Annotated in this window: 22 protein-coding genes; 13 read left to right on the forward strand and 9 right to left on the reverse strand. The window is 65.6% G+C overall.

Features of this window, described 5'->3' with window-relative positions; genetic code table 11:
- Positions 1-37: 37 nt before the first annotated feature.
- Positions 38-2,752: an aconitate hydratase AcnA gene (gene acnA / locus ILT44_RS10535; protein WP_204239528.1), complete on the reverse strand. Its 2,715-nt coding sequence runs from the start codon at positions 2,750-2,752 to the stop codon at positions 38-40.
- Between the two features lie 178 nt (positions 2,753-2,930).
- On the opposite strand from acnA, the gene ILT44_RS10540 reads away from it, so the two are divergent.
- Complete coding sequence (locus ILT44_RS10540; RefSeq protein WP_204239529.1) at positions 2,931-3,686, forward strand: HugZ family pyridoxamine 5'-phosphate oxidase; 756 nt, start codon at positions 2,931-2,933, stop codon at positions 3,684-3,686.
- A gap of 67 nt (positions 3,687-3,753) precedes the next feature.
- Here ILT44_RS10540 and ILT44_RS10545 read toward each other — a convergent pair whose 3' ends face one another.
- A complete protein-coding gene (locus ILT44_RS10545) occupies positions 3,754-3,915 on the reverse strand; it encodes a hypothetical protein (protein WP_204239530.1) in 162 nt (53 codons plus the stop codon).
- A gap of 221 nt (positions 3,916-4,136) precedes the next feature.
- On the opposite strand from ILT44_RS10545, the gene ILT44_RS10550 reads away from it, so the two are divergent.
- Complete coding sequence (locus ILT44_RS10550; protein ID WP_204239531.1) at positions 4,137-4,625, forward strand: Hsp20 family protein; 489 nt, start codon at positions 4,137-4,139, stop codon at positions 4,623-4,625.
- 210 nt (positions 4,626-4,835) lie between these two features.
- Here ILT44_RS10550 and ILT44_RS10555 read toward each other — a convergent pair whose 3' ends face one another.
- Positions 4,836-5,387: a sigma-70 family RNA polymerase sigma factor gene (locus tag ILT44_RS10555; RefSeq protein WP_204239532.1), complete on the reverse strand. Its 552-nt coding sequence runs from the start codon at positions 5,385-5,387 to the stop codon at positions 4,836-4,838.
- Positions 5,388-5,673: 286 nt separating this feature from the next.
- On the opposite strand from ILT44_RS10555, the gene ILT44_RS10560 reads away from it, so the two are divergent.
- The 8 genes from ILT44_RS10560 to ILT44_RS10595 all read left to right on the forward strand — a co-directional run bounded on the left by ILT44_RS10560 (position 5,674) and on the right by ILT44_RS10595 (position 13,548).
- Positions 5,674-6,288, forward strand: coding sequence for a ribonuclease D (locus tag ILT44_RS10560; RefSeq protein ID WP_204239533.1), 615 nt, complete (start codon positions 5,674-5,676; stop codon positions 6,286-6,288).
- Between the two features lie 71 nt (positions 6,289-6,359).
- Positions 6,360-7,139 (forward strand): LPS export ABC transporter periplasmic protein LptC, encoded by a 780-nt coding sequence (gene lptC / locus ILT44_RS10565; protein ID WP_204239534.1) that lies wholly within the window; start codon positions 6,360-6,362, stop codon positions 7,137-7,139.
- Positions 7,136-7,780 (forward strand): LptA/OstA family protein, encoded by a 645-nt coding sequence (locus ILT44_RS10570; RefSeq protein ID WP_204239535.1) that lies wholly within the window; start codon positions 7,136-7,138, stop codon positions 7,778-7,780. Before lptC ends, ILT44_RS10570 begins: the two co-directional genes overlap by 4 nt.
- 89 nt (positions 7,781-7,869) lie before the next feature.
- On the forward strand, positions 7,870-8,676 hold the full coding sequence (lptB, locus tag ILT44_RS10575; RefSeq protein ID WP_307826425.1) for an LPS export ABC transporter ATP-binding protein: 807 nt from the start codon (positions 7,870-7,872) through the stop codon (positions 8,674-8,676).
- 138 nt (positions 8,677-8,814) lie between these two features.
- Positions 8,815-10,236 (forward strand): RNA polymerase factor sigma-54, encoded by a 1,422-nt coding sequence (rpoN, locus tag ILT44_RS10580; RefSeq protein WP_204239536.1) that lies wholly within the window; start codon positions 8,815-8,817, stop codon positions 10,234-10,236.
- 115 nt (positions 10,237-10,351) lie between these two features.
- Complete coding sequence (gene hpf, locus ILT44_RS10585) at positions 10,352-10,924, forward strand: ribosome hibernation-promoting factor, HPF/YfiA family (protein WP_204239537.1); 573 nt, start codon at positions 10,352-10,354, stop codon at positions 10,922-10,924.
- A gap of 82 nt (positions 10,925-11,006) precedes the next feature.
- Positions 11,007-11,465: a PTS IIA-like nitrogen regulatory protein PtsN gene (gene ptsN, locus ILT44_RS10590; RefSeq protein WP_204239538.1), complete on the forward strand. Its 459-nt coding sequence runs from the start codon at positions 11,007-11,009 to the stop codon at positions 11,463-11,465.
- Positions 11,466-11,556: 91 nt separating this feature from the next.
- The gene (locus tag ILT44_RS10595) at positions 11,557-13,548 is read left to right on the forward strand and encodes a methyl-accepting chemotaxis protein (protein WP_204239539.1); all 1,992 of its coding nucleotides are present in this window, start codon (positions 11,557-11,559) and stop codon (positions 13,546-13,548) included.
- 286 nt (positions 13,549-13,834) lie between these two features.
- Here ILT44_RS10595 and ILT44_RS10600 read toward each other — a convergent pair whose 3' ends face one another.
- The 3 genes from ILT44_RS10600 to ILT44_RS10610 form a co-directional block, all read right to left on the reverse strand.
- On the reverse strand, positions 13,835-14,566 hold the full coding sequence (locus ILT44_RS10600; RefSeq protein ID WP_204239540.1) for an SIMPL domain-containing protein: 732 nt from the start codon (positions 14,564-14,566) through the stop codon (positions 13,835-13,837).
- 96 nt (positions 14,567-14,662) lie between these two features.
- Positions 14,663-15,748 carry a polyamine ABC transporter substrate-binding protein gene (locus ILT44_RS10605; protein WP_204239541.1) on the reverse strand — a complete coding sequence of 362 codons (1,086 nt, stop codon included), beginning with the start codon at positions 15,746-15,748 and terminating at the stop codon, positions 14,663-14,665.
- A gap of 220 nt (positions 15,749-15,968) precedes the next feature.
- The gene (locus ILT44_RS10610; RefSeq protein ID WP_204239542.1) at positions 15,969-17,123 is read right to left on the reverse strand and encodes an aminotransferase; all 1,155 of its coding nucleotides are present in this window, start codon (positions 17,121-17,123) and stop codon (positions 15,969-15,971) included.
- 675 nt (positions 17,124-17,798) lie between these two features.
- Here ILT44_RS10610 and ILT44_RS10615 point away from each other — a divergent pair.
- From ILT44_RS10615 to ILT44_RS10625, 3 genes are all read left to right on the forward strand, one after another.
- The gene (locus ILT44_RS10615; RefSeq protein ID WP_204239543.1) at positions 17,799-18,803 is read left to right on the forward strand and encodes a FecCD family ABC transporter permease; all 1,005 of its coding nucleotides are present in this window, start codon (positions 17,799-17,801) and stop codon (positions 18,801-18,803) included.
- Positions 18,800-19,582, forward strand: a complete 783-nt coding sequence (locus ILT44_RS10620; RefSeq protein ID WP_204239544.1) for an ABC transporter ATP-binding protein — start codon at positions 18,800-18,802, stop codon at positions 19,580-19,582. The genes ILT44_RS10615 and ILT44_RS10620 overlap by 4 nt, the downstream gene beginning before the upstream one ends.
- A gap of 93 nt (positions 19,583-19,675) precedes the next feature.
- Positions 19,676-21,640, forward strand: coding sequence for a nucleoside-diphosphate sugar epimerase/dehydratase (locus ILT44_RS10625; RefSeq protein ID WP_204239545.1), 1,965 nt, complete (start codon positions 19,676-19,678; stop codon positions 21,638-21,640).
- On the opposite strand, the gene ILT44_RS10630 is transcribed toward ILT44_RS10625, so the two are convergent.
- The 3 genes from ILT44_RS10630 to ILT44_RS10640 form a co-directional block, all read right to left on the reverse strand.
- Complete coding sequence (locus tag ILT44_RS10630) at positions 21,573-22,514, reverse strand: NAD-dependent epimerase/dehydratase family protein (RefSeq protein WP_204239546.1); 942 nt, start codon at positions 22,512-22,514, stop codon at positions 21,573-21,575. The genes ILT44_RS10625 and ILT44_RS10630 overlap by 68 nt on opposite strands.
- A complete protein-coding gene (locus ILT44_RS10635) occupies positions 22,511-23,536 on the reverse strand; it encodes an MraY family glycosyltransferase (RefSeq protein WP_239468087.1) in 1,026 nt (341 codons plus the stop codon). The genes ILT44_RS10630 and ILT44_RS10635 overlap by 4 nt, the downstream gene beginning before the upstream one ends.
- Position 23,537: 1 nt before the next feature.
- The coding region (locus ILT44_RS10640; RefSeq protein ID WP_204239548.1) for an NAD-dependent epimerase/dehydratase family protein at positions 23,538-23,966 on the reverse strand (429 nt) is incomplete at its 5' end.

A 23,966-nucleotide genomic window follows, 5' to 3' on the forward strand; every position in this document is an offset into this window, starting at 1 on the left:
TTGCGTGAGGTGTTGAACGCGAAGCGGACGTTGCCGCTCAGCGTCTGATGATCGGCGAAGCCTCTCGCCGATGGGTGTCACCGTTGCCGGTGATCTCGGGTGCAGACGTCTCGCGGCTTGTGGCCTCCGCGTTGGTGACGCGACGCAGGATGAGGGGAATGATGCCGCCGCCGCGCAGGATCTCAACCTCGAGGCCGGTCTCGATGGCGGCGGTGGCCGTGAATGTCTCGCTGCCTCCCGATGCGCGTCGGATCGTGACGGGCACGGCGCAGCGCGGGCTGATCTTCGCCGGATCGGCGTCGACGACGATCTGATCGCCGGGGCGCAGGTGCAGAATGCTCGGATGCCGTTCCGCTGGCAGGCGCAGGGGCAGGATACCCATGCCGATCAGGTTCGAGCGATGAATGCGCTCGAAGCTTGAGGCCAACACGGCGCGGGCACCGAGGAGGGCGATGCCTTTTGCGGCCCAGTCCCGGGACGAGCCCATGCCGTAGCGTTCGCCTGCAACGACTACGACGGAGGCGCCCTCGCTTGCGTAGCGTTCGGCGGCCTGGAACAGAGGCAGGTGCTCGCCCGAGCCGGCATGGATCGTGGAGCCGGGGGCGATCTGTGGATCGAGCAGGTTGCGCACGGACTTGTTGGTGAACAGGCCGCGCACCATCGCCTCCCAGTTGCCGCGCCGGGACGCGAAGACGTTCAGGTCGCGGCGTTTCTCGCCGCGTTCGACGAGATACTCGGCGGCCTCGCCCGTCTGCGGGATCTGCCCGGCGGGCGAAATATGGTCGGTGGTGATGTCATCGCCCAGCACGAGCAGAGGATGCGCCGCATAAGAGCCCAGCAACGTGCCCTTGCCGAAGCTCGCGAAGGGCGGACGGCGGATGTAGGTCGAACTTTCGTTCCATGGGAACAGGGGAGTGGCGGGTGCATTGAGCGCGTGCCAGGTCTCGCTCGCCTCGGCCTCGTCGTAGGAGGTGTCGAAGTCGGCAGCATCCATGGCGGCCATAGCCAGCGCTGCATCGATCTCGTCGCCGCTCGGCCAGAGATCGGCCAAATGGATCTCCTCGCCTGAGGGGGAGCGTGCAATCGGATCGGCAAGGATGTCGCGATTGACGTCGCCTGCGAGTGCGAAAGCGACAACGAGCGGCGGCGAGGCGAGAAATCCTGCCTCGAGCTGCGGATGCACGCGTCCCGGGAAGTTGCGGTTGCCCGACAGGACGGCCACGGGAAGAATTCCGCGCTCAGCCATGGCCTGCTCGACGATGGCGGGCAGCGGGCCGGAATTGCCGATGCAGGTGGTGCAGCCGTAGCCCACAATGCCGAAGCCTAGAGCCTCCAGGTCCTCCAGCAGTCCGGCGCGGCGCAGGTAGCGCTCGGCCGTCGGCGAGCCGGGCGCCAGCGACGTCTTCACCCAGGCGGGTGGGGCAAGGCCGAGGCGGCGCGCCTTGCGGGCGACAAGGCCGGCGGCGACCAGGAGCCTCGGATCGGACGTGTTGGTGCAGCTTGTGATGGCCGCGATCGCCACGGAACCGTTGCCGGGCTGCTCGGTCGACGCAATCGCAGGGCGCGCCGCCAGCATCGGCGCAAGGGCCTCGACGGTCCGTCCTGCCGGAATGCGGTCCTGCGGCCGGCGCGGACCGGCGAGACTGACCTCGACCTCATCGAGGTTGATCTCGACGACATCCGTGAACCGCGGAGCCGCTTTCGGGTCGAACCAAAGCCCCTGCCGCTTGGCATAGTCCTCGACGAGGCGGACTTGGCTCGCGGAGCGGCCCGTTTCGCGCAAGTAGCGCAGGGTCTGGTGATCGATCGGGAAGAAGCCGGAATTGGCGCCGAATTCCGGTGTCATGTTGGCGATGACGGCGCGGTCGCCGGCCGATAGAGACGAGACGCCGTCACCAAAGAACTCGACGAAGCGGTCGGCCAAGTCGATCCGGCGGAGACGCTCCGTGACCGTGAGCGCGAGGTCGGTGGCGAGCACGCCCTGCCTGAGGCGTCCCGTGAGGCGAACGCCGACGATATCCGGCACGCGGATCATCACGGGCATGCCGAAGAAGACGCTTTCCGCCTCAAGCCCGCCGACGCCCCAGCCGAGCACGCCGATGCCGTTGATCATGGGCGTGTGGCTGTCAGTGCCGATCAGCGTGTCGGGCATGGCCCATGACACACCGTCCCGCTCCATGATGGTGACGACACTCGCCAGCCGCTCCAGGTTGAGCGTGTGCATGATGCCGGTGCCGGGCGGATGGACGCGAAATCCGGCAAGCGCCCGCGTGGCCCATTTCATGAAGCTGTAGCGCTCGGCATTGCGTTCGAACTCGCGCTCCATGTTGCGCCGGAAGGCGTCTGGGGAGCCGAACACGTCTACGCCGAGGGAATGGTCGGTCGAGACATCGACGGGCAGGACGGGATTGAGGTGGCTCGGATCGTACCCCGCCGCGGCGAGGGAGGCGCGCATCCCGGCGATGTCCACCAGGGCAGGGCCGCAGGTGGTGTCATGCATCATGACGCGACCGGGCAGGAACGGGATCTCCTCCTCGCTGCGTCCGTTCTCAAGCCAGCGCAAAATCGCCACTACGGCGCGGGGAGCATCGTCGCCTGCGGTCCGCAGCACGTTCTCCAGCATGATCCGCAAGATATGCGGCAGCCGGTTGAGGGCGCCGCCTGCCGCCGCAGGAAGATCCACGATGCGATGCCGCTGCCCGTCAAGCGCAAGCGTTGTCTCGGCAGATCGCATTTCTGGACGAGTGACCATGCAGTCATTTTGCATAATGAATCTATCAAATGCAAATCATTTTGCATTTGATAGATTCATAAATGCTCTTTGGCCCAATGCTGCATTGGTCGAGCCGCGAGTTCTCACGGCGAGGGATGCTTAGCGGCTTAAGGGACAAGGGTGTATAAGCGTAGAACCGAGCGCTGGAGGAGGCACCATGGGAAAAGATCCATTCCTGCCTGTCGACGACGAAGCCCGCGCACTGGCGAAAAATCTCATGCGCACGGTGCGCTCCGGAGCTCTCGCCACCAACGACGGTGAGACAGGCATGCCGTTTGCGAGCCTCGTGCAGGTGGGAACGGATCTCGACGGCTCGCCGGTGATCCTCACCTCGCAGCTCTCGGTGCATACCCGTCTGCTCGACGCCGACCCGCGCTGCTCCCTGCTGCTCTCCGCTATCGGCAAGGGCGATCCGCTGGCCCATCCGCGCCTGACCCTGCTGGCGAAGGCCCACCGGCTCGAGCGGGAGAGCGACGAGGCGCGGAACATCCGTCGGCGCTACCTGCTGCAGCATCCCAAGGCCGAGCTCTACGTGGACTTTCCCGATTTCGCCTTCTGGCGCTTAGGTGTCGCATCGGGCAGCCTCAACGGCGGCTTCGGCCGGGCCTATCGCATGGGGAAGAAGGACCTGCTGGCGGACCTTTCCGAGCTGTTCGACTTTTACGATTTCGAGGCTCAGGCCATCGAGCACATGAACGACGATCATGCCGACGCGGTGGCGCTCTATGCCACGCAGCTCTGCGGCGCGCGCGAGGGCGCCTGGCGCCTGATCGGCATCGACCCGGAAGGCATCCAGATGGCGCTCGTTGACGAGATCCTGCGTCTGCCCTTCCCGAAGGCGCTCACCGGTCCGCACGAGGTGCGGCCGATGCTCATCCGCCTGGCGAACGAGGCGCGTAGTAGAATTTCCTAGAGACAGGTCTTCCTAGAGGAACGCCAGAGAACCTTGTGGCATCAGAGCCCGCATCGGCGGTTCGGCTCTAGCTTACGCCCTCGTCCTGCTTTCTCTCGCAATCCCGCTTCGGGGTCTGCTGCGGAGGCCGCTGCTCCTGGGCAATGACGGTGTCGGCGGTGGGCGCCTCGGTCGCAAAGGACGGAGTGGTAAAGATTGCGAGCAAGGCAAGGGAGAGGATGCGAAGCATATCGGTCGTTCCCTGGTCGAAGCAGCCTGATGCTAGGGCCTGATGGGCCTGATGGCCAGCCCGCTTCACAGGCAAGTGAACAGGCCTATTTCACCCTCTTGAAAACCATTAAAACCGCTCCTACAATCAGGATTGCCAAGGCCTTTCAAAGGCTTGGCCATGCGGGCGCCGGCGGGTGTCCGGCGCTCTCGGACCCATGTTGCTCAAAGGAGGATATGGTTATGAGATCAGCTTTCGACTTCTCTCCCCTGTACCGTTCGACGGTCGGCTTCGACCGGCTGTTCGACATGCTCGACCAGTCTGCCCAGCTCGAGCCCATGACCAACTGGCCGCCCTACAACATCGAGAAGATGGGCGAAGACCAGTATGTCATCACCATGGCCATCGCAGGCTTCTCGCCCGATGAGATCGACCTGGTGCAGAAGGAAAGCCAGCTTTTCGTCACGGGCCAGAAGAAGGGCTCGGAAGAGGGCAGGCAGTACCTGCACCGCGGCATCGCGACCCGCGCCTTCAAGCAGACTTTCAATCTTGCCGATCACGTGAAGGTCACGGGCGCAAACCTTGAAAACGGCCTGTTGACGGTCGAGCTCAAGCGCGAGGTGCCCGAGGCCCTGAAGCCGCGCCGCATCGAGATCAAGTCCGATGGCGGTGTGAAGAGCGTGGGCCAAAACAATCAGCCTACGCAGATCGAGCACGGCAAGGCCGCCTAACTCGCACCATTTCAACGGCACCGGCTCCATCGCCGGTGCCGACCCCCATCGTTGTGAAAGGAGGGTGGCATCATGAACATGCGCGATCTCATTCCATGGGGTCGCAATTGGCAGCGGACTCCGAGCCGCTACCGCGACGACGACGATCGACAGGCATAATGAATTGCGCCGGCCCCAGGCAAAAAAGGCCGGGTAGCGAGCCTTTTCCGTTTACGGCTCCGCGTGCATGAAGAGGGCGGCCTTGACGAGACGGTCGGGGCCAAGATCGTTGTCCGGATCGAATTTCAGCAGCTCCGCCAGACGGCTGCGGGCCCGGTTGATGCGGCTCTTGATGGTGCCGATGTTGGTGCCGCAGATCCGCGCCGTGTCTTCGTAGGACAGGCCTTCCGCGCTCACCAGGAGGAGCGCCTCGCGCTGGTCGACGGGGAGCTTGCTCAGCGCCTTCAGCATGTCGTCGAAGTCGAGGCGTGCGCCCTGGGCCGGCATGACGGCGACCTTTTCGGCCCAGGAGCCCTCCGGATCCTCGACCTCGCGCCTGCGCCTGCGGGCCTGGGTCAAGAAGTCGTTGCGCAGGATCGTGAAGAGCCAGGCCTGCATGCTGGTGCCGGGCTGGAACTTGTCGAGGTTGCTCAGGGCCTTGAGCAGGGCGCTCTGCACCAGATCGTCCGCTCTGTCGACGCTGCCGGAGAGGGAGATGGCGAAGGCCCGCAGATGCGGGATGGCAGAGAGCATCTCCTCCTTCGTGGAGTTCTCGATTGTCACTCAACCAACCCCTTCCGCTTCGGGTCTGTCAGGAAACCCTTCTCGGCGGCTGGCCGCATTAACCTATGCGAAGCCTGACAATACTTCGTGCAACGTTGGGTGGAGAACGGCTGAATTTGCAGGGAAAAATTTATTCCTTCGTTCTTGGAGGGCGCCATTTTCCAATCCGTCGAAGCCGATGCCGAGGCGTCTCCTGTAAGGCGGAGCATCAGATGGATCCCAAAAGTGGTTTCTACTTTCAGGTCCGATGCTCTACAGCCTGTTCCTGCGCATTTTCGGATTTCCCATGACAGTACGCTTCCATCGCGGCGACCTGCCCGCGGATTACCAGCCCGGCCCCGCAATTGCCATCGACACCGAGACCCTGGGCCTCAATCCTCACCGCGACAGGCTGTGCGTGGTGCAGATCTCGACCGGGGACGGCACGGCGGACGTGGTGCAGATCCTGAAGGACGGCCCCTTGCCGGAGAATCTGATCCGCATGCTGTCCGACGAGAGCGTGCTCAAGATCTTTCATTACGCGCGCTTCGACCTGGCCGTGCTCTTCCATACCTTCGGAATCATGCCGCGCCCCGTCTACTGCACCAAGGTCGCCTCCCGGCTCGTGCGCACCTATACCGACCGTCACGGCTTGAAGGAGCTGGTGCGCGAGCAGCTCGGGGTCGAGCTGTCGAAGCAGCAGCAATCCTCCGACTGGGGCGCCGACACGCTCACCCCCGCGCAGCTCGATTATGCGGCCTCCGACGTGCTGCATCTGCATGCTCTGAAAGGGAAGCTCGACGCGATGCTCGAGCGGGAGAACCGGCTCGGGATCGCTCATCAATGCTTCAGCTTCCTGCCGACCCGCGCCCAGCTGGACCTGCTCGGCTGGGCGGAGACGGATATTTTCGCCCATTCTTGACGCGCACTTAAACTTTCCCCCATAAAACCCATATCCGTCATAACATCGCCATGTGCGTGCGGCATGGCGCGATGCCGATCGAGAGGCGGAAGGGGTTGAAAGTGGCGGGAATCCAGGGCACCACGATGCGTGATGGCCCGGCCTTGAGGCCGGCCATACGGTCGGCGCGCGCCTTCAAAAAGGCCCGCCGCCATTCCCACTGGGTCCGTTTCGCCAAGATCATCATTCCTCTAGGTTCTCTCGTCGGCATGGGAGCCGTGGGCTTCGTGGCCTATTACGACCCGTTCCGGAAGATCGAGAACCTGAGCTTCGGCTCCATCGGTGTGAGCGGGACCAACGTCACCATGGCAAGCCCGAAGCTGACCGGGTTCAAGAACGACAACCGACCCTACGAGGTGACGGCCAGCGAGGCGACGCAGGACGTGCGCAAGCCCAATCTGGTGCAACTCAAGGATCTGAAGGCGCGCATCGTCACCGACGAACGCGGCAGCGTTGCGCGGCTTCAAGCCGCGAGCGGCGTTCTCGACACCAAGAAGGAGCAGATGAGGCTGCGCAACGACATCGTGGTCACCACGGATGCCGGCCACGAGGTCAGGCTCCGCTCGGCCTTCGTCCAATTCAAATCCGGCGCCGTGACATCCAACCAGCCCGTCACCGTCTCCTTCGGCAACGGCATCATCGAGGCCGAGGGGCTCAAGGTCACGGATAACGGCAAGATCATGAGCTTCGAGGGCCGGGTGCGCAGCGTCTTCGAACCGTCCCGCTCCACCCCATCGAAGGACGCCGCAGGCACCGGCTCCACCGTGCCCTCCCCGGCTCCCATGCCCCAACAGACAAGTACCCGTCCATGATGAGTTTCTCCCGCGCCGCCCTGACCATCGCGCTTCTTTCCTCTGTTCCTGTGCAGGCCGTCTGGGCCCAGGCCGGTAAGGAGCGTGCGGTCGGCTTCGGCAATTTCGGCTCCAGCAAGGAGCCGATCAAGATCGATGCCAACAAGCTCGACGTCTTCGACAAGGAGGGGCGCGCCGTCTTCTCCGGTGACGTGGTCGCGGTTCAGGGCGAAAGCACGATGAAGTGCACGATCATGACCGTGTTCTACGAGCAGCGGGATCGGAACGGCGGCCAGGCCACGCCCGCCGCGCAGGGGGCTGACGACAGCGCCATCAAGAAGATCGACTGCAAGGGGCCGGTCACCATCGTGTCGCGGACCCAGGTTGCCACGGGCGAGAACGCCACCTTCGACCGCGGCTCCAACAAGATCATGCTCGTCGGCAACGCCACCTTGAGCGACGGCCCGAACGTGACCAAGGGCGAGCGGGTGCTCTACGACATCAATACCGGCGTCGCCAATATCGAGACCACACCCGGCGGACGGGTGCGGGCGCTGTTCGTGCCCGGCAACGGCGGGCCGGCCCCGACCGGTGCCGGAAACGCTGCGCCTGCTGCCGGCAACGCCAAGCCGAAGCCGCAGCAGAAGCCGGCGACGAACTAGAACTGGGATCTCCCCGCTTCGATCATTCCAAGGACAGCGATCAGCCTGTGAAACCGCTTTTCAACCGTTCTCAACCCGGTTCCGCCAATGTGAGCCTTCTCGACGCTCATCCGGCCGGGACGGCTCCGCATGTCTTCTCCCGCGGTGAGAGCGAAGCCGTTTTCGGCGGCCCTGGCATCCTGGCCGTGAAGGGCCTGCAGAAGAGCTATCGCGGCCGCACCGTTGTGCAGGACGCGGGCCTCCAGGTGCGCGCGGGCGAAGCGGTCGGCCTGCTCGGCCCCAACGGCGCGGGCAAGACCACGATCTTCTACATGATCACGGGCCTCGTTGCTGCTGATCGCGGCGTCATCAGCCTCGACGGCCACGACGTGACGGGCCTGCCCATGTACCGCCGCGCCCGGCTCGGCATCGGTTATCTCCCCCAGGAGGCCTCGATCTTCCGCGGCCTGAACGTGGAGGACAACATCCGCGCGGTGCTCGAGATCGTCGAGCCCAGCCGCAAGGAGCGGGAGCGCAAGCTCGATGCGCTGCTCGACGAGTTCAACATCACGCGCCTGCGCAAATCGCCTTCGATCGCGCTCTCGGGCGGCGAGCGGCGGCGCTGCGAGATCGCCCGTGCGCTTGCGGGCGAGCCGACCTTCATGCTCCTCGACGAGCCCTTCGCCGGCATCGACCCCATCGCCGTGGGCGACATCCAGAACCTCGTGCGGCATCTGACCCGCCGCGGCATCGGCGTGCTGATCACCGATCACAACGTCCGCGAGACCCTGGGGCTGATCGACCGCGCCTACATCATCCATTCCGGCCGCGTTCTGACTGAAGGCACGCCTGATGCCATCGTGGCGAATGAAGAGGTGCGCCGCCTGTATCTGGGCGAGGATTTCCGCCTCTACTAGCGCATCGGAATCTTGCGCATTGTAGGGACCTCTGGATCCATCCGATGCGTAGGACCATCTCCCTTTTGACGTCAGGCTAAGGGTCACGGTAACCTGACGCATGCAAGAAGCATGCCCACAGGCTGACCGGATGGTGTCATGAGCGCGATGCAGCGGCTCGAGCTGCGCCAGGGCCAGTCCCTAACGATGACCCCTCAGCTGGTTCAATCGATCAAGCTGCTGCAGCTCTCCCACGCGGAGCTCGCGGCCTATGTGGAAGCGGAGCTCGAGCGCAATCCCCTCCTGCACGAAGGCGAGATCCGGGCCGATGCGCCCGCGCCGAGCCTGGCCGATTTCCTGCGCGCCAAGCAAAAGGCCCAGGCTGCAGGGGCCAGGATGGTTCCGGGCCCGGCGCCCGCACGCGCCCCGGCGTCCTCGGGCGCATCCGGGACGGCGGGTGCGGCTCACGGCGACATCGGGCCCGAGATGGAGGAGACGCTTGCCCGGGCGACGAGCCTGACCGAGCATCTGGAGGCGCAGCTCGACCTTGCCACGGCCGATCCGCGCCTGCGACGGATCGGCGAGCACCTGATCCACAATCTCGATGAAGCGGGCTATCTCACCGAGGATTTGACGGAGATCGCCGCCCGCCTGCAGGTCTCTCCTGAGGATGTCGAAGCGGCGCTGCGGCTGATCCAGACCTTAGAGCCGTCCGGTATCGGCGCGCGCAGCCTCGCCGAATGCCTGGGCATCCAGCTCAAGGAGCGCGACCGGCTCGATCCCGCCATGCAGGCCCTGCTCGCTCATCTGCATCTCGTCGCCCGGCAGGACTTTGCCGGCTTGAGAAAGGTCTGCGGCGTCGATCAGGAAGACCTCGCCGACATGCTGGCCGAGATCCGGCGCCTGGAGCCCAAGCCCGGCCTTGCCTTCACCCCCGTCGCGGTGGACGTGCTCGTGCCGGACGTGCTGATCCGGCTGGCTCCCGACGGGGGCCTTGCCGTCGAGCTCAACCCGGAGACCCTGCCGCGCATCCTCCTCAACCGCAGCTATTATGCCGAGGTGGCGAAGGTTTTGCGCAAGGACGAGGACAAGAGCTTCCTGTCGGAGTGCTTCCAGACCGCCAGCTGGCTCACCCGCAGCCTCGAACAACGGTCCAGGACCATCCTGAAGGTCGCTGCTGAAATCGCCCGGGAGCAGGAGGATTTCTTTCGCCAAGGTGTCTCCGGCTTGCGCCCGATGACCCTGAAGAGCGTGGCGGAAGCCATCGGGATGCACGAATCCACCATTTCCCGCGTGGCGGCGAACAAGGCCATCGGCACCGAGCGCGGCACCTATCCCATGAAGTTCTTCTTCGGCGCGGCCACGGGAGAGGGCGAGCATTCCGCGAAGGCCGTGCGCCACCGAATCAGGCAGCTGGTCGAGGCGGAGGGCCCGGACCATGTGCTCTCGGATCAGGCAATTGCCCAAACATTGCAGGCGGACGGCGTTCAGGTCGCCCGCCGCACGGTCGCCAAATACCGCGAGGCCCTGCGCATCCCCTCTTCGGCAGGCCGGCGCAGGAGGCGCAACCCCAAGGTTTGACCCGTCCGCGGTGGGATTTCAAGACTTGCATTAGCCTCTATTCGGATCATCATCGGCTCATAAGCGCACCCAAGACAGTCGCATTCAAGCGAAGGCGCCACATGAGGAGGACACGATGACATTGAGGGTGTCGGGGAAGAATCTCGATATCGGAGAAGCTCTCAGGTCTCAGGTCCAGGCCAGGATGGCGGGAGCGCTGTCGAAATATTTCGACGGCGGCTATTCCGGTCATGTGACCGTCACCCGCGACGGCGGGGGCTTTCGCACAGAATGCGTGCTGCACCTTACCTCGGGCATGACCCTGGAAGCCTCCGGCGCAGCCGGCGATGCTTATGCCAGCTTCGATCAGACTGCGGACCGGATCGAAAACCGCCTGCGCCGCTACAAGCAGCGCCTCAAGGACAAGTCCGGCGCGGGCGCGCGGGCGGGCGGCATCGAGGTGTCCTACGCGGTCCTCGAGGCGCCGAACGACAAGGCCATCGAGGAGGAAGACTATCACCCCATCGTCGTCGCCGAGACCACGAAGCCGCTGCACAGGCTCTCCGTCAGTGACGCCGTCATGCAACTCGACCTGACGGGGGCCTCAGCTCTTGTGTTCATCCACGCTAGCACCGGACGCATGAACGTCGTATATCGCCGCGGCGACGGGGCGATCGGTTGGGTCGATCCGCCGCTTGCACAGCCTTGAAGGGCACTACCCCTTTTGGCCCAGTTCTTGCGTGGAACGGTGAGAGGCCTTCCAGGCTTCACATCTAAATGCAGCGTGATCGATGCCTTTGCTGGATTTTCTAGACCCTCAGGCCGTCCTGCCCGCCTTGCGCGTCAACGGCAAGAAGCAGGCTCTTCAGGAACTGGCTTCCCATGCGGCCCGGCTCACGGGTCTTGCCGAGGCAGCCATCTATGAGGCTCTTCTGCAGCGTGAGCGCCTCGGCTCGACCGGGATCGGCGAGGGCATCGCCATTCCCCACGGCAAGCTGCCGGGCCTCACCCGAATCTACGGCCTCGTGGCGCGGCTCGACAAACCGATCAATTTCGAGGCCCTCGACAGCCAGCCGGTCGATGTTCTTTTCCTGCTGCTGGCGCCCGAGGGGGCCGGAGCCGATCACCTCAAGGCCCTGGCGCGTGTTGCCAGGGTGTTGCGCGAGCCCGGCCTCATCGAGCGGGTGCGCGCCACGCGCGATCCCTCCGCCCTCTATGCCATCATGACCGAGCTGCCGAAGGCGGCCTGATTGTCGGGATAGGCTTCTGACCTAACGTAAACATATCTTTAAGACGTCCCCCGCAATCTTGCCGCAACGTGAGAAAAAGGATTCGGGGGTAATGGCGTTTCTGTCTCGGTTGAAGCAGCCGTCGGTGCGGATGCGCGTCGCGACGTTGAGCGGCGTGATGGTGCTTGGCTTTGCGGTTATCGGCGCGGTGCTCCAGACGGGCCGTTCCGAGGTGGAGCAGGCGCTGGCGACGCAGCAGACCTACTCGGCCCTCGCCGACAAGGCCAATCGGTTCCGCGGCCGTGCCGACGGCCTGAAGGTCGCGGCCGGCGAATGGACGAAGAGCCGCCTCAGCCATCACGGCCAAGCCTTCATGGATCAGCACAAGGCGCTGGCGGCCCAGCTCGACGAGATGAGTGCCGCCTCGGGTGCCGTCCTGATCGAACCCGAGATCGCCGCGCTGAAGCAGCACGCGGCCGCCTTGCTCAGCCAAGGAAAGGCCCTCAACAACCTCTATGTCGGCATCGGCACCAAGCCCGACGAGGGGGCGCAGGGACGCCTCATCAAGGCCGAAGGCAATCTCGAAAAGCTGGTGCGGCCCCTGACGGCCAGCGGCGAGACCATCGCCTGGCGCCTGTGGGCCGCCATGCTCGGCATGTTCAATCAGGAAGCCCGCGCCCGGATCCTGCTCGAGGAGAGCATCCTGGGTGCCTTCGAGGTCGAGCAGGGACGGTTCACCCGCGCCCTGGCCCAGCTCTCCGGCGATCTCGCCAAGGAAAAGGCAGGCATCGAAAGCGCCAGCGTAACCTTCCAGGAAGCCTTCAACGCCTGGGGCGAGCTGGAGCGGGAAGTGGCCGGCCAGAGCGAGAAGCTGATGGGCCAGTTCGACTTGCTCGTTCCGGTTCTCGACCAGCTGCTCGCCAAGGTCCGCGCCGAGGCGCACCAGACCGATGAGCAGCTCACCGCCTCGCAGAATCGCACCTTCTCCCTGATCCTCTGGGCGATGGGCGCCACGCTCCTGTTCGGCCTGATCCTGAACTTCATCGTCGGGCGCTCGATCTCCCTGCCGCTCACCCGCCTCCAGCAGGCCATGCGGCGGCTCGCCGACGGCGATGCGTCCACGGACATCCCCTCGACCAAAGCCACCGACGAGATCGGCGCCATGGCCCGCACCGTCCTGGTCTTCCGCGACAATGCCCGCGAGCGCGAGCGGCTGACGCAGGAGCGCGAGGGCATGGCGGCTCTCGATGCCGAGCGGGCTCATGCGATCACCCATGCGATCGCAGCCTTCGACGCCTCCGTCGAGCAGATCCTGGCCGAGGTCCGCCAGGTCACGGGCGAGCTCGCGAAAGCCTCCGGCCAGCTCGAGGGATCGGCCAACCACGTGACCCAGCAGGCCCAGATCGCAGGCTCGGCCTCCTTACGAACGGCGCAGAACATGTCGGCGGTGGCGAGCGCCGCCGAAGAGCTCGATGCGTCGCTGGCCGAGGTCGCCGCCCAGACGAGCGCCTCGGCGAAAGCCTCCGAACGGGCCGTCGCCGAGGCCCGCGGCGCTTCCGGCAGCATGTCGATCCTCTCCTCCGCAACCTCCCAGATCGGCGAGGTGGCGGGTCTCATCCGCTCCATCGCGGCGCAGACCAACCTGCTCGCGCTGAACGCCACCATCGAGGCGGCCCGCGCGGGCGAAGCCGGCAAGGGCTTTGCGGTCGTCGCCAGCGAGGTGAAGGACCTGGCGGGCCAGACCGCCAAGGCCACCGAGGAGATTGCCCGTCAGATCGAGGCCGTGCAGGCCGCTTCACGGGAGACCCTGGTGGCGCTCGGCACGGTGCAGGCCTCCGTCGAGGATCTCGCAGGCGTCGTCTCCACCGTGGCCGGAACCGTCAGCCAGCAGACGGCGGCGGTGTCGGAGATCGCCCATTCCGTGGCCCAGGTCTCCTCGGAGGCGCAGGCAGGCACCTCCGCCATCGAGACCACGCAGGGAGTCGCGGTCCAGTCCCTGGAGGCTGCCCGCAACGTGGCGGATCTTTCGGTCGCCTTGGAGAGCCAAGCCCAGCGCCTCGGCGCCGAGATCGGCCAATTCCTGAACAGCGTCAGGGCGGCGTAGAAGCCATTTCCCCCTTGCGGCTAGGGTGGTATCGCTGGTGAGAAAGCAGACCAGCAGGCCGCAGGCTCACCTCTCCTTGTGGGAGAGGTCGCGCCAAAGGCGCGGGTGAGGGGTTACAGGTTTATCCGGATAGCACTCTCCCCCTCACCCTCGCTGCGCTCGACCTCTCCCCACCGTGGAGAGGTGACGCTGTATGAGCGTCGCGCCTTCCGGATAAAGCGCATCGCTCTGACTTTCCGATCCCCACCCTCGATCCCTCCCCGCAAGGGGGAGGGCACTGCTCCCGTCACGGCCGTCCGGCCATCTCCCAGACGAGCTGGACATTGGCCGTGTAGCGGATCGTCGCCGGCGGCACGATCGGCACCGACTCGGCGCCCTTGGCCATCGCCATGGACATGCGCATGTCGGGCTGCGGCTCGAATGGCTGGGCCGAGCCGTCCCGGATCTCCAGCAGGCGGCCGAGGGACACGCCTGCAGCGGCGGCATAGATCTCAGCCTGTCGGCGAGCATCGCGCACGGCGGCCTCACGGGCGCGGTCGCCGCCCTCCTCCTGCCGGTCGAGGCCGAAGGAAACCGACTGGAACGTCATGTCGCCGCTCGCCAGGATCTCGCCGGCCAGACGCCCGACCCCGTCGAGATCGCGGCTGGTGATCCGCAGCTGATGATGGGCGGAGAACTTCGGCGTCTTCACCTCCTTGCCGTCGGGGCCGACCTGCTGCGGCGTCTGGAAGACCTGGAAATTGGCGGTGCGGATGTCCTCCCGCTTGATGCCGAGGCCCTGAATGCGGGCGAGCACCCGTTCCGTTGCCGTGCTGTTGGCGGCGCTCGCCTGCGCGACCGTGTCGGCCCGTGCTTCCACCGTCACATGGATGCGCGCGAAGTCCGGCTTCAGCTCCGCCTCGCCGGTTCCCATCACGCTGATCGTGGGCTGGCGCGGCGCGGGGGCTTGTTGGCCGACCTGGGCCAGGGCCGGGGAGGCAAGGCTCAAGGCGAGAAGAGCGGCGAGGGCGAGGCGCATGATGAAACGTCCTTCTTGTAAAGACAAAAGCTCCGCCCGAGTGGGCGGAGCTTGGCGGGCGCGTGAGACGATGCGCGAACGAGTCTGAGCGCCGGATTAACGGCCGGTCTTCACGCGGGTCCAGAGCCGGGTGACGGTGCGCTGGGAGCGCTCGTCATAGGCCGTGTTGGTGAAAAGCCGCTTCATGGTGGCCTCGTCCGGATAGATGCCGGGATTGTCGAGGATCGCCTTGTCGATGTGTTGTTTGGCGGCCAAATTGCCGGAGGCATAGGACACGAAGTTCGTGTTCATGGCGGCGATCTCGGGACGGAGCATGAAGTTGATGAATTCATGCGCCTCGGTCACGTTCTTGGCGTCCGCCGGGATCACGAAGCTGTCGAACCACATCAGCGCGCCTTCGCGCGGGATGACATAGCCGACCTCGACGCCGTTCTTGGCCTCCTCGGCCCGGCTCTTGGCCTGAATCATGTCGCCGGAATAGCCCACCGCCACGCAGATGTCGCCGTTGGCGAGCGCATTGATGTATTCGGAGGAGTGGAACTTCTGGATGTTGCCGCGGACGCGGAACAGAGCATCGCCCGCCCTGTTCAGATCCTCGACCCGCTTGGAATCGGGATTGAGGCCCAGATAGGCCAGCACGCCGGGGAAGAGGTCTTCGGGTGAGTCCAGCATGTAGATGCCGCAGGCCTTCAGCTTGGAGGAGATCTCCGGCTTCAGCACCAGGTCCCAGGTGTTGAGCGGCACGTCGCCGAGGATCTCCTTCACCTTCTTGACGTTGATGCCGATGCCCGTGGTGCCCCACATGTAGTTGACGGCGTATTGATTGCCCGGGTCGAAGACGGCCAGGCGCTGCGTCACCTCCGGCCACTGGTTGGCGAGGTTCGGCAGCTTCGCCTTGTCGAGCTTCTGGAACACCTTGGCGCCGATCAGGCGCTGCACGAAGGGGCCCGAGGGCACGACGATGTCGTAGCCCGACTTGCCGGCGAGAAGCTTGGTCTCGACGATCTCGTTGTTGTCGTAGGTATCGTAGACCACCTTGATGCCGGTCTGCTTCGTGAACTCGTCCAGCGCCTTCGTATCCACGTAGTCGGACCAGTTGTAGACGTTGACCACACGCTCCTGGGCGGCGGCGGCGCTGACAAGGCCGAGACCCAGAGCGACCGAAGCGAGAAGACGAACCATTTTGGGGCGGAACTCCTGCGAAGTGAGTGACGACGGGGGCAGGCTAGGAAATTCTGGCACAAGAAACAATGTCCAAGTTGCTGGCTAGAGCATCGGACCCAAAAGTGGATTTGCACTTTTGGGATTGATCCGATGCTCAATCCTTTAAGCAGCGCATCGTTTTGTGCGGAAAACCGGATCCACTTTTCGCTGGCGCGGCCCGCTGGGTCCGCATGATGCGCTAAGCAGCCCTCTTGATGGCCCTCGCCAGCCGCTCCAGACCGGCGTCGAGGGTAGAATCCTTCTTGGCGAAGCAGAAGCGCACCACGTTTTTCACGGCGCCTTCCGCATAGAAGGCCGATACCGGAATCGCCGCGACGCCGTGCTCCGTGACGAGGCGGCGACAGAAGGCGACGTCGTCGGACTCACCTAAGGGCGCGATGTCGACATTGACGAAGTAGGTGCCCTGGCTCGGGATCACGTCGAAACCGAGCGTCTGCAAGCCGTCCGTGAAGCGGTCGCGGCTGCGGGCGAAGTTTTTGCGCATGCTCTCGAAATAGGCGTCGTCCTTGGCGAGACCGTAGGCCACGGCGTGCTGCAGGTTCGGCGCCGTTGTGAAGGTGAGGAACTGGTGCGACTTCGCCAGCACCTTCATGATGGGGGGTGCTGCGCAGACGAAGCCGACCTTCCAGCCCGTGAGGCTGAAGATTTTTCCCGCCGACCCGATCTTCACCGAGCGCTCGCGCATGCCGTCGAGCGCCAGGATCGGCCGGTGCCGCCGGCCGTCGAACACCACATGCTCCCAAACCTCGTCGGAGATCGCGATAGCGTCGAAGCGGCGGCAGAAGTCAGCCAGCAGGTTCAGGTCCTCGTCGGAGAACGTTGTCGCCGTCGGGTTGAGCGGATTGTTGAACACCACCGCCTTGGTCTTGGGCGAGAAGGCCTGTGCCAGCGCCTCCTCGGTCAGACGGAAATGCGGGGGCTGCAGGGTGACGAATTTCGGCACGCCGCCGGCAAGCCGCACGAGGGGCAGATAGGCGTCGTACATGGGCTCGAACAGCACCACCTCGTCGCCCGGCTCCACGATGCCGAGAATCGCACCCGCAAGCGCCTCCGTCGCACCAGACGTGACCATCACCTCGGTGTTCGCATCGAGATCGACGCCCTGCCAGTGTTTGTAGTGGGCGGCAATCGCGGAGCGCAGTTCCGGAATGCCCATCATCGAGGGATACTGGTTATAGCCGTTGAGCACCGCGTCCGCCGCGACCCGCCGCACGTCCTCCGGTCCCGGATCGTCCGGGAAGCCCTGGCCGAGATTGATGGCGCCGGTCTCCCTGGCGAGACTCGACATCACTTCGAAGACGGTGGTGGGCAGGTTGGCGAACAGATTGTTCATGCCGCTTTCTCACGTTGTTTCCTGGGACTCTGAACTGCTTGGTATCATGGAGTCGCGGCCAATCGAACCGGGATTGTCAAAACTCCAGCGCCTTGGGGCCCGCAGCCTGAGCTGCGAGCCTTGCGGGGAGATCGAGGGTGGCGCGTCAGGCAGCCCGGCTCGATGATGGATGGTGAAGGTTAAGAGCCGGACTGCTCGTCACGCGCGGTTTGTTTCAGCGGACCTGGATCAAGCCAGGATCGGCCACCCGCGATCACAGGTTTGCGAGACCTGCGGCGGGACCGCTCCCTGCCCCACTCTTGCGACGCCTCGCGAGCGCGCCCCTCGAGGGCGGGGATAGGGAATGATATAGCCGAGCTTAGGACGATTGTCAAGAACAAAATGAGAACACGCCACCTGCCCTCTCCCCTGTGCGGGAGAGGGTGGCCCTCGCGTCAGCGAGGGTCGGGAGAGGGGCGGTGCGAGACCGATGACGTCCCCTCTCCCGGCTCACTCCGTTCGCCACCCTCCCCCGCAAAGGGGGGAGGGAGAGACCCGCGCCCTGTCCTGCACGCGATCCCGGATCGGCTGCGCCATCCGGGATGACCAGGGTGGTGACGACAAACGAGAAGACAGAGGCGCTTTGTCCTCGCAATGTTTCATGCTCTATCGACGGGAACAACGAAACCGTCCTGCATGCTCCTCACCCGCTCTCCCCTCATCCCCGGCCTGCTTGCCCTCCTCGTCGCGCTGAGCCTCGCCTCCCTCGTCATCGGCCCGGCACCGATCTCGATCCCCATGGCGCTCAAGGCTCTCGTCTCCTATCAGGGGGCGGCGAGCATCGTCGTGCGGGAGCTGCGCCTGCCGCGCACCCTGCTCGCCCTTCTCATCGGCTGGATCTCGGGTCTGGCAGGCGCGGGGCTGCAGGGGCTGCTGCGCAATCCGCTTGCCGACACGGCAGTGTTCGGGGCGCCGCAGGCGGCGGCCTTCGGGGCGGTGCTGGTGATCTATTCCGGTCTCGTCGGCACCCTGTCCTGGGCCCTGCCTTTTGCTGCGATCGCAGGGGCGCTGCTCTCCATCGCCCTCGTGGTGGCGGTGGCAGGGCGAAGCGCCACCATCGTGGTGCTCGTTCTCGCCGGCCTTGCGGTCGGAAGCCTCGCCGGAGCGGGCACGTCGCTCGCCATCAGCCTCTCGCCCAATCCCTTCGCGGTGACGGAGATCGTGTTCTGGCTCCTCGGCTCCTTCGAGGACCGCTCGATGGTCCACGTGATGCTAGCAAGCCCCTTCATCCTCCTGGCCACGCTCCTGATCCTGCCGGCCGCATCGGGCCTGCGCGCCCTGGCCCTGGGGGAGGAGACGGCGCGCAGCCTCGGGATCAACGTGGCGCTGCTCAGGGGACGGATCGTTGCCGGTGCCGCCATCGGCACGGGCGCCGCCGTGGCCGTGGCCGGGTCGATCGGCTTCATCGGCCTCGTGGCACCCCATCTCGTACGTCCCTTCCTGGGCTACGACCCGGCGCGCACGCTCGTTCCCGCGGGCTTGGCCGGCGCCGCCCTGCTGCTGGCCGCCGATTGTGCCGTGCGGCTCATTCCCTCCGGAGCCGAGGTCAAGGTCGGCGTGCTGACAGCCCTGCTCGGCGTCCCGTTCTTCCTGTGGGTCATCGCGCGCCGGAAGGCGGAGCTGGTGGAGGCCCCCGCATGATGCGCCTCGAGATCCGCTCCCTCACGGTCGATCTTGGGAAGCGCCGCGCGCTCGAAGGCATCAGCCTGTCCCCGGCGCCCGGGCGCCTGACGGCGCTCATCGGCCCCAACGGCGCCGGAAAGACGACCCTGCTGCGGGCCATGGCCGGGCTGTCGAGGCCCAGCGCGGGCGAGGTCGTCCTGAACGCGGCTTCCCTTGCCCGGATGCGGGCGTCCGAGCGGGCGCGGGCCATCGCCTACCTGCCACAGGGCGGCGGGGTGGCCTGGCCCCTGCCGGTCGCAAGCGTCGTCGCCCTCGGCCGCCTGCCACACGGGGAGGAGCCGGACAACCTGCCGCCGTCGGGGCGGGAGGCGGTCGCGACGGCGCTCCGGTCGGTGGGACTTCAGGGCTTCGAAGGCAGGCCCGCCACCTCCTTGTCCGGCGGGGAGCGCGCCCGGATGCTGCTCGCCCGCGCTCTCGCGACGCAGGCGCCGGTGCTCCTGGCCGACGAGCCCATCGCCGCCCTCGATCCGCGCCATCAGCTCATCGTGCTCAAGGTGCTCAGAGCTCATGCCCGAACCGGCGCGACGGTCGTGGTGATCCTGCACGACCTGACCCTGGCGGCCCGCTTCGCCGACGACATCGTCCTGCTGGAACAGGGAAAAATCGTGGTCTGCGGCCCTCCGGAAACCGTCCTGACCGAAGCCCGGCTCGCCTCCGGCTTCGGCATCCGGGCGCGGGTCGTGCGGGATGCGGATGGCCTGTCGGTGGTGGCGCAGAGCCCTCTGCCTGAGGCTTGACGGGGATGCACCAGGGGCATCGGCAAAGCGACAGGGTTACATTGACAAAGACGTAGGCCCATCCGATACCGCGAGGCAGAATACGGCAAGGTCATGAATCGCCAGGATTTCAAGAAGACACTCATTGTCGCGCATGATCTCGTGATGACAGGCGTGGCCGTCGTCGCGACATTCTTCGTGCGCTTCGAGGGACCGCTTCTGAACGAGCGTCTCGTTCATCTGCCGCTTTTCCTTCCGCCCTTCATCGCCTTCGCGGGCGTGGTCTACTGGTTCTCCCAGCTCTACCGCTCCAAGTGGCGCTTTGCCTCCCTGCCGGATCTCTTCAACATTTTCCAGGCGTCGGGCGTCCTGGCGATGACCCTGCTGGTGGTCGACTACGTTCTCGTGTCGCCGCAGCTCCTGGGCACCTTCTTCTTCGGCAAGATCACGATCGCCCTGTACTGGCTGATCCAGATGTTTCTGCTGGGCGGCCCGCGGCTCGCCTTCCGCTATATGAAGTACGCCCGCTCCCGGCACAGTCTGCAGCGCGATTCCAGCACGCCGACCCTGCTGCTCGGGCGCGTCAGCGACGTGGAGGTCATCCTGCGGGCCATCGAGGCCGGCACGGTCAAGAAGATCCAGCCCAAGGGCATCATCTCCTACCGTACGGACGATCTCGGCCAGTCCATGCGCGGCGTTCCGGTGCTGGGGACGTTCGGCGACCTCGATCAGGTCGTCCAGGACTTCCAGGAGCGGGGCGTTCCCATCCGCCGGCTGCTGGCGACCCCGAGCGCACTGACGCCGGAAGCGAACCCGGACATGCTGCTCGCCCGCGCCCGGCGCTTGGGATTGCCGCTCGTGCGGGTGACGAGCCTCGGCGAGGGCATGCGCAATGCCGAATTCGCGCCGCTCGAGATCGAGGACCTGCTCCTGCGGCCGACCGTGCAGATCGACCGGCAAAGGCTTGAAAACTTCATCCGCGGCAAGCGCGTGCTCGTCACCGGCGGCGGCGGCTCCATCGGCTCCGAGATCTGCAACCGGATCGTCGCCTTCGGGGCGAGCGACCTCATGATCCTGGAAAGCTCGGAGCCGTCCCTGCATCACATCCTGGAAAACCCGACGCTCCTCTCCAGCGACACCAACGTGGACGGCGTCATCGCCGACGTGCGCGACCGCGAGCGGGTGCGCGAGGTGATGAGCGAGTTCCGGCCCGAAGTCGTCTTCCATGCGGCCGCCCTCAAGCATGTTCCCTATCTCGAGAAGAACTGGACGGAAGGCATCAAGACGAATGTCTTCGGCTCGGTGAACGTGGCCGATGCGGCGGTCGAGGCGGGGGCCGACACCATCGTCATGATCTCCACCGACAAGGCCATCGATCCGGTCTCGATGCTGGGCGCCACCAAGCGCTTCGCCGAGATGTACGGGCAGGCTCTCGATGCCGAGTTCATGGGCCGCAACGGCGCCACCCGCACCATCGCGGTGCGCTTCGGCAACGTGCTGGGCTCCGTGGGCTCCGTGGTGCCGAAGTTCAAGGCGCAGATCGCCCGGGGCGGACCCGTCACGGTCACCCACCCGGACATGGTGCGCTACTTCATGACCACCCGCGAGGCGGCGGACCTGGTGCTCACCTCCGCCTCCCATGCGGAGGAAAGCCGCGCGCTGACGGAGCGCTCCAACGGCGACGAACGCGCCTCGGTCTATGTGCTCAAGATGGGCCAGCCCGTGCGCATCTACGAGTTGGCCGAGCGCATGATCCGGCTGGCCGGCTACGAGCCGGGCGAGGATATCGAGATCGCCGTCACCGGCGCGCGCGCCGGCGAGCGGCTGCACGAGATCCTTTTCGCTCGGGAGGAGCCGCGCACGGAGATCGGCATCGACGGCGTCATGGCCGCCAAGCCCGTCTTCGCCGATCGCGGACGGGTCGATCAGTGGCTCAAGATTCTGGTCCGCGCCATTGCGGAGGGCGACCGCGCCCTGGCCGAGCGGGTGTTCGAGGAAGCGATCCCGGAATTCAAGCGCCGGACGCCGACCCCCCTGCCTGCCGCGCCAGTTCCGCAAGCGCGTCTCGCGTCGAACTGACCGGCTGCCATCCCAGGTTCCTCAAGGCGTCAGGGCTTGCCACCAGGGAGCCTGCCAAGCGCTGATAGGCCTCGCCTCTTCCCGCGAGCGCCGCCGCTCCCTTCAGGACGAAGGACGGCACCGGGATCAGCCCCGGCCCGCGTCCCAGGCCCTTGCGCAGGGCGGTCACCATCGCGGGGATCGTCACCGGCTCCGGATCAGCCGCGATGAAGGGGCGCCTCAGCGACCCCTCGGCCTTCAGGACCGCGTCCACCGCCGCGGCCAGATTGTCGAGGGAGAGAAGCGAGCGCCTGGCCGTCAGGCCGCCGAGCGGCAGGGGCCAGGGCGATTGCGCCAGGGCCAGCAGGGCCGCCATGTTGCCCTTCACGCCGGCTCCGTAGACGAGGACGGGGCGGAGGGCCGCCCAGTCGAGGTCGAGGCCGGCCAGGCCCCGCTCGGCTTCGAGCTTCGAGCGGCCATAAGCGTCCGTGGGGTGGGGCTCCATCTCTTCGGTCAGCACGCCCTCGGACGAAGGTCCGCTCTGGGCCCGGATCGATGAGAGGAAGACGAAGCGCTTCACGCCGGCCCGCTCGGCGGATTGGGCAAGCTTGACCGTCGCCTCGGTGTTGATGGTGCGGTAATCGTCCTCCGGGCGGCCCGACATGGCATGGGCGAGGCCTGCGGAGTGGATCACCATGTCCACGTCGCGAAGCGCCGCCGCCATGTTGTAGGGCGAAGCGATGTCGCCGATCACGGCGCCCGAGGCGCCCGCCGGCACCTCGGAAGGACGGCGCAGCAGCACCCGGATCCGGTAGCCCCGCTTCGGCAGCTCGGCGAGGAGGTGACGCCCGATGAAGCCCGTCGAGCCGGTGAGGGCAATCAGCGGTGGATTCATCGGGAAACCTCCAGGGGGACTGCACGGGGGTGAGAAAAGCGCCTGAGGACCAGGCCGACGAGAACGACCCCCAGGACAAGGAGGGCGATCTGCACCGGCCCTGAAGGCCAGATCAGTGTCATAGCGGCGAGACCGGCGAGGACAAGGTTGAGCCCGAACACATGCGCGCTGACGGACAGCGCCGAGAAGCCGTTGTCGGTGGCCTTCTGGTAGAAATGGCTGCGATGCGCCTCCCATACTTTTTCACGCCGCGCGAGGCGGCGCAGCAATGTGATGGTGGCGTCCATCAGATAGTAGAGCGGCAGCAGGATCGCCGCGGCGAGCGCGCCGGTTCCGGCCAAGTGCAGCAGCATCCAGCCGACGAGAAGGCCGATGGGGAGGGAGCCGACGTCGCCGAGAAAGAGCCGGGCGACGGGTTTGTTGAAGGGGGCGAAGCCGAGGAGCGCTCCGCAGAGCGAGGCGGCAACGATTGCAGGTGCCGGAGGAAAACTCAGGAACCAGAGCATGGCGATGAAGGCCGTAATCGGCGCCATCTCGGCCACTGTGATCCAGTCGAGCCCGTCCATGAAGTTCACGAGGTTCACGAACCAGACGCCGCCGAGGATGAGAAACGCCTGCTCAATGCTCTGCGGTATCCAATCCGGAAAAATCCGGATGCCGCTCGTCATGACGACAACGGCGACAGCCGCAATCTGCAACAGAAGGCGTACATGCGCCGGCAAGGGGCGAATGTCGTCGACGGCTCCCACGAATGCGAGTGCGATGGCCGCAAGCGCAACCGTCAGAAAATTCGTCAGAGGCAGATCCATCGCGATCATGGCGATCGAGGCAACGGCCAGCGCAGCGCCGACGACCGCGATCCCGCCGCCTTGCGGTGTCGGGACCTTGTGGCTCGACCGGGCATTGGGACGCGCCAGTGCATAGCGGATCAGGATCGGCTTCAGAACAATGATGAGGAGGGCGGACAGAAGAGCCGCACTGATCAGAACAGGAAGCAGAATGAAACAGAGCGGGCCGATCATCTCAAGCCCCGTGATACCCACGATACCATTCAACGAACCGCCTGACGCCTTCCTCCAGGGATGTCGCGGGCGCAAAGCCCACGTCGCGACGCAGGTCGCTCACATCCGCGCGGGTCTCCAGCACGTCGCCGGGCGGCAGGGGCACGTCCACGCGGTTCGCCTTCCGGCCCAAGGCCTCCTCGATCAGGGTGATGAGGTGGTTCACCTCCTCGGGATGATCGTTGCCGATGTTGTAGACCCGGTGCGGCGCGAAGCTCGTCGCCGGATCGGGATTTTCCGCGTTCCAGGCCGGGTCGTTTAAAGGCGCGCGGTCGACCAGCCGCACGATGCCCTCCACAATGTCGTCGACGTAGGTAAAGTCGCGCCAGACGTGTCCCGCATGGGCCACCTGGATCTCATGCCCTTGAGCGATGGCGTGGGTGAATTTGTA

Source organism: Microvirga arvi (assembly GCF_016892765.1).
Taxonomy (GTDB): domain Bacteria; phylum Pseudomonadota; class Alphaproteobacteria; order Rhizobiales; family Beijerinckiaceae; genus Microvirga; species Microvirga arvi.

What these genes read in the sequence shown, in the direction of transcription:
- lptC (WP_204239534.1), top strand. Translation starts at nt 6,360, where the DNA reads ATGCCGATCGAGAGGCGGAAGGGGTTGAAAGTGGCGGGAATCCAGGGC.
- rpoN (WP_204239536.1), top strand. Translation starts at nt 8,815, where the DNA reads ATGAGCGCGATGCAGCGGCTCGAGCTGCGCCAGGGCCAGTCCCTAACG.
- ILT44_RS10630 (WP_204239546.1), bottom strand. Translation starts at nt 22,514, where the DNA reads ATGAATCCACCGCTGATTGCCCTCACCGGCTCGACGGGCTTCATCGGG.
- ptsN (WP_204239538.1), top strand. Translation starts at nt 11,007, where the DNA reads ATGCCTTTGCTGGATTTTCTAGACCCTCAGGCCGTCCTGCCCGCCTTG.
- ILT44_RS10610 (WP_204239542.1), bottom strand. Translation starts at nt 17,123, where the DNA reads ATGAACAATCTGTTCGCCAACCTGCCCACCACCGTCTTCGAAGTGATG.
- acnA (WP_204239528.1), bottom strand. Translation starts at nt 2,752, where the DNA reads ATGGTCACTCGTCCAGAAATGCGATCTGCCGAGACAACGCTTGCGCTT.
- ILT44_RS10550 (WP_204239531.1), top strand. Translation starts at nt 4,137, where the DNA reads ATGAGATCAGCTTTCGACTTCTCTCCCCTGTACCGTTCGACGGTCGGC.
- ILT44_RS10615 (WP_204239543.1), top strand. Translation starts at nt 17,799, where the DNA reads ATGCTCCTCACCCGCTCTCCCCTCATCCCCGGCCTGCTTGCCCTCCTC.
- ILT44_RS10600 (WP_204239540.1), bottom strand. Translation starts at nt 14,566, where the DNA reads ATGCGCCTCGCCCTCGCCGCTCTTCTCGCCTTGAGCCTTGCCTCCCCG.
- hpf (WP_204239537.1), top strand. Translation starts at nt 10,352, where the DNA reads ATGACATTGAGGGTGTCGGGGAAGAATCTCGATATCGGAGAAGCTCTC.
- ILT44_RS10595 (WP_204239539.1), top strand. Translation starts at nt 11,557, where the DNA reads ATGGCGTTTCTGTCTCGGTTGAAGCAGCCGTCGGTGCGGATGCGCGTC.
- ILT44_RS10635 (WP_239468087.1), bottom strand. Translation starts at nt 23,536, where the DNA reads ATGATCGGCCCGCTCTGTTTCATTCTGCTTCCTGTTCTGATCAGTGCG.
- ILT44_RS10560 (WP_204239533.1), top strand. Translation starts at nt 5,674, where the DNA reads ATGACAGTACGCTTCCATCGCGGCGACCTGCCCGCGGATTACCAGCCC.
- ILT44_RS10540 (WP_204239529.1), top strand. Translation starts at nt 2,931, where the DNA reads ATGGGAAAAGATCCATTCCTGCCTGTCGACGACGAAGCCCGCGCACTG.
- ILT44_RS10545 (WP_204239530.1), bottom strand. Translation starts at nt 3,915, where the DNA reads ATGCTTCGCATCCTCTCCCTTGCCTTGCTCGCAATCTTTACCACTCCG.
- ILT44_RS10570 (WP_204239535.1), top strand. Translation starts at nt 7,136, where the DNA reads ATGATGAGTTTCTCCCGCGCCGCCCTGACCATCGCGCTTCTTTCCTCT.
- ILT44_RS10620 (WP_204239544.1), top strand. Translation starts at nt 18,800, where the DNA reads ATGATGCGCCTCGAGATCCGCTCCCTCACGGTCGATCTTGGGAAGCGC.
- ILT44_RS10605 (WP_204239541.1), bottom strand. Translation starts at nt 15,748, where the DNA reads ATGGTTCGTCTTCTCGCTTCGGTCGCTCTGGGTCTCGGCCTTGTCAGC.
- ILT44_RS10625 (WP_204239545.1), top strand. Translation starts at nt 19,676, where the DNA reads ATGAATCGCCAGGATTTCAAGAAGACACTCATTGTCGCGCATGATCTC.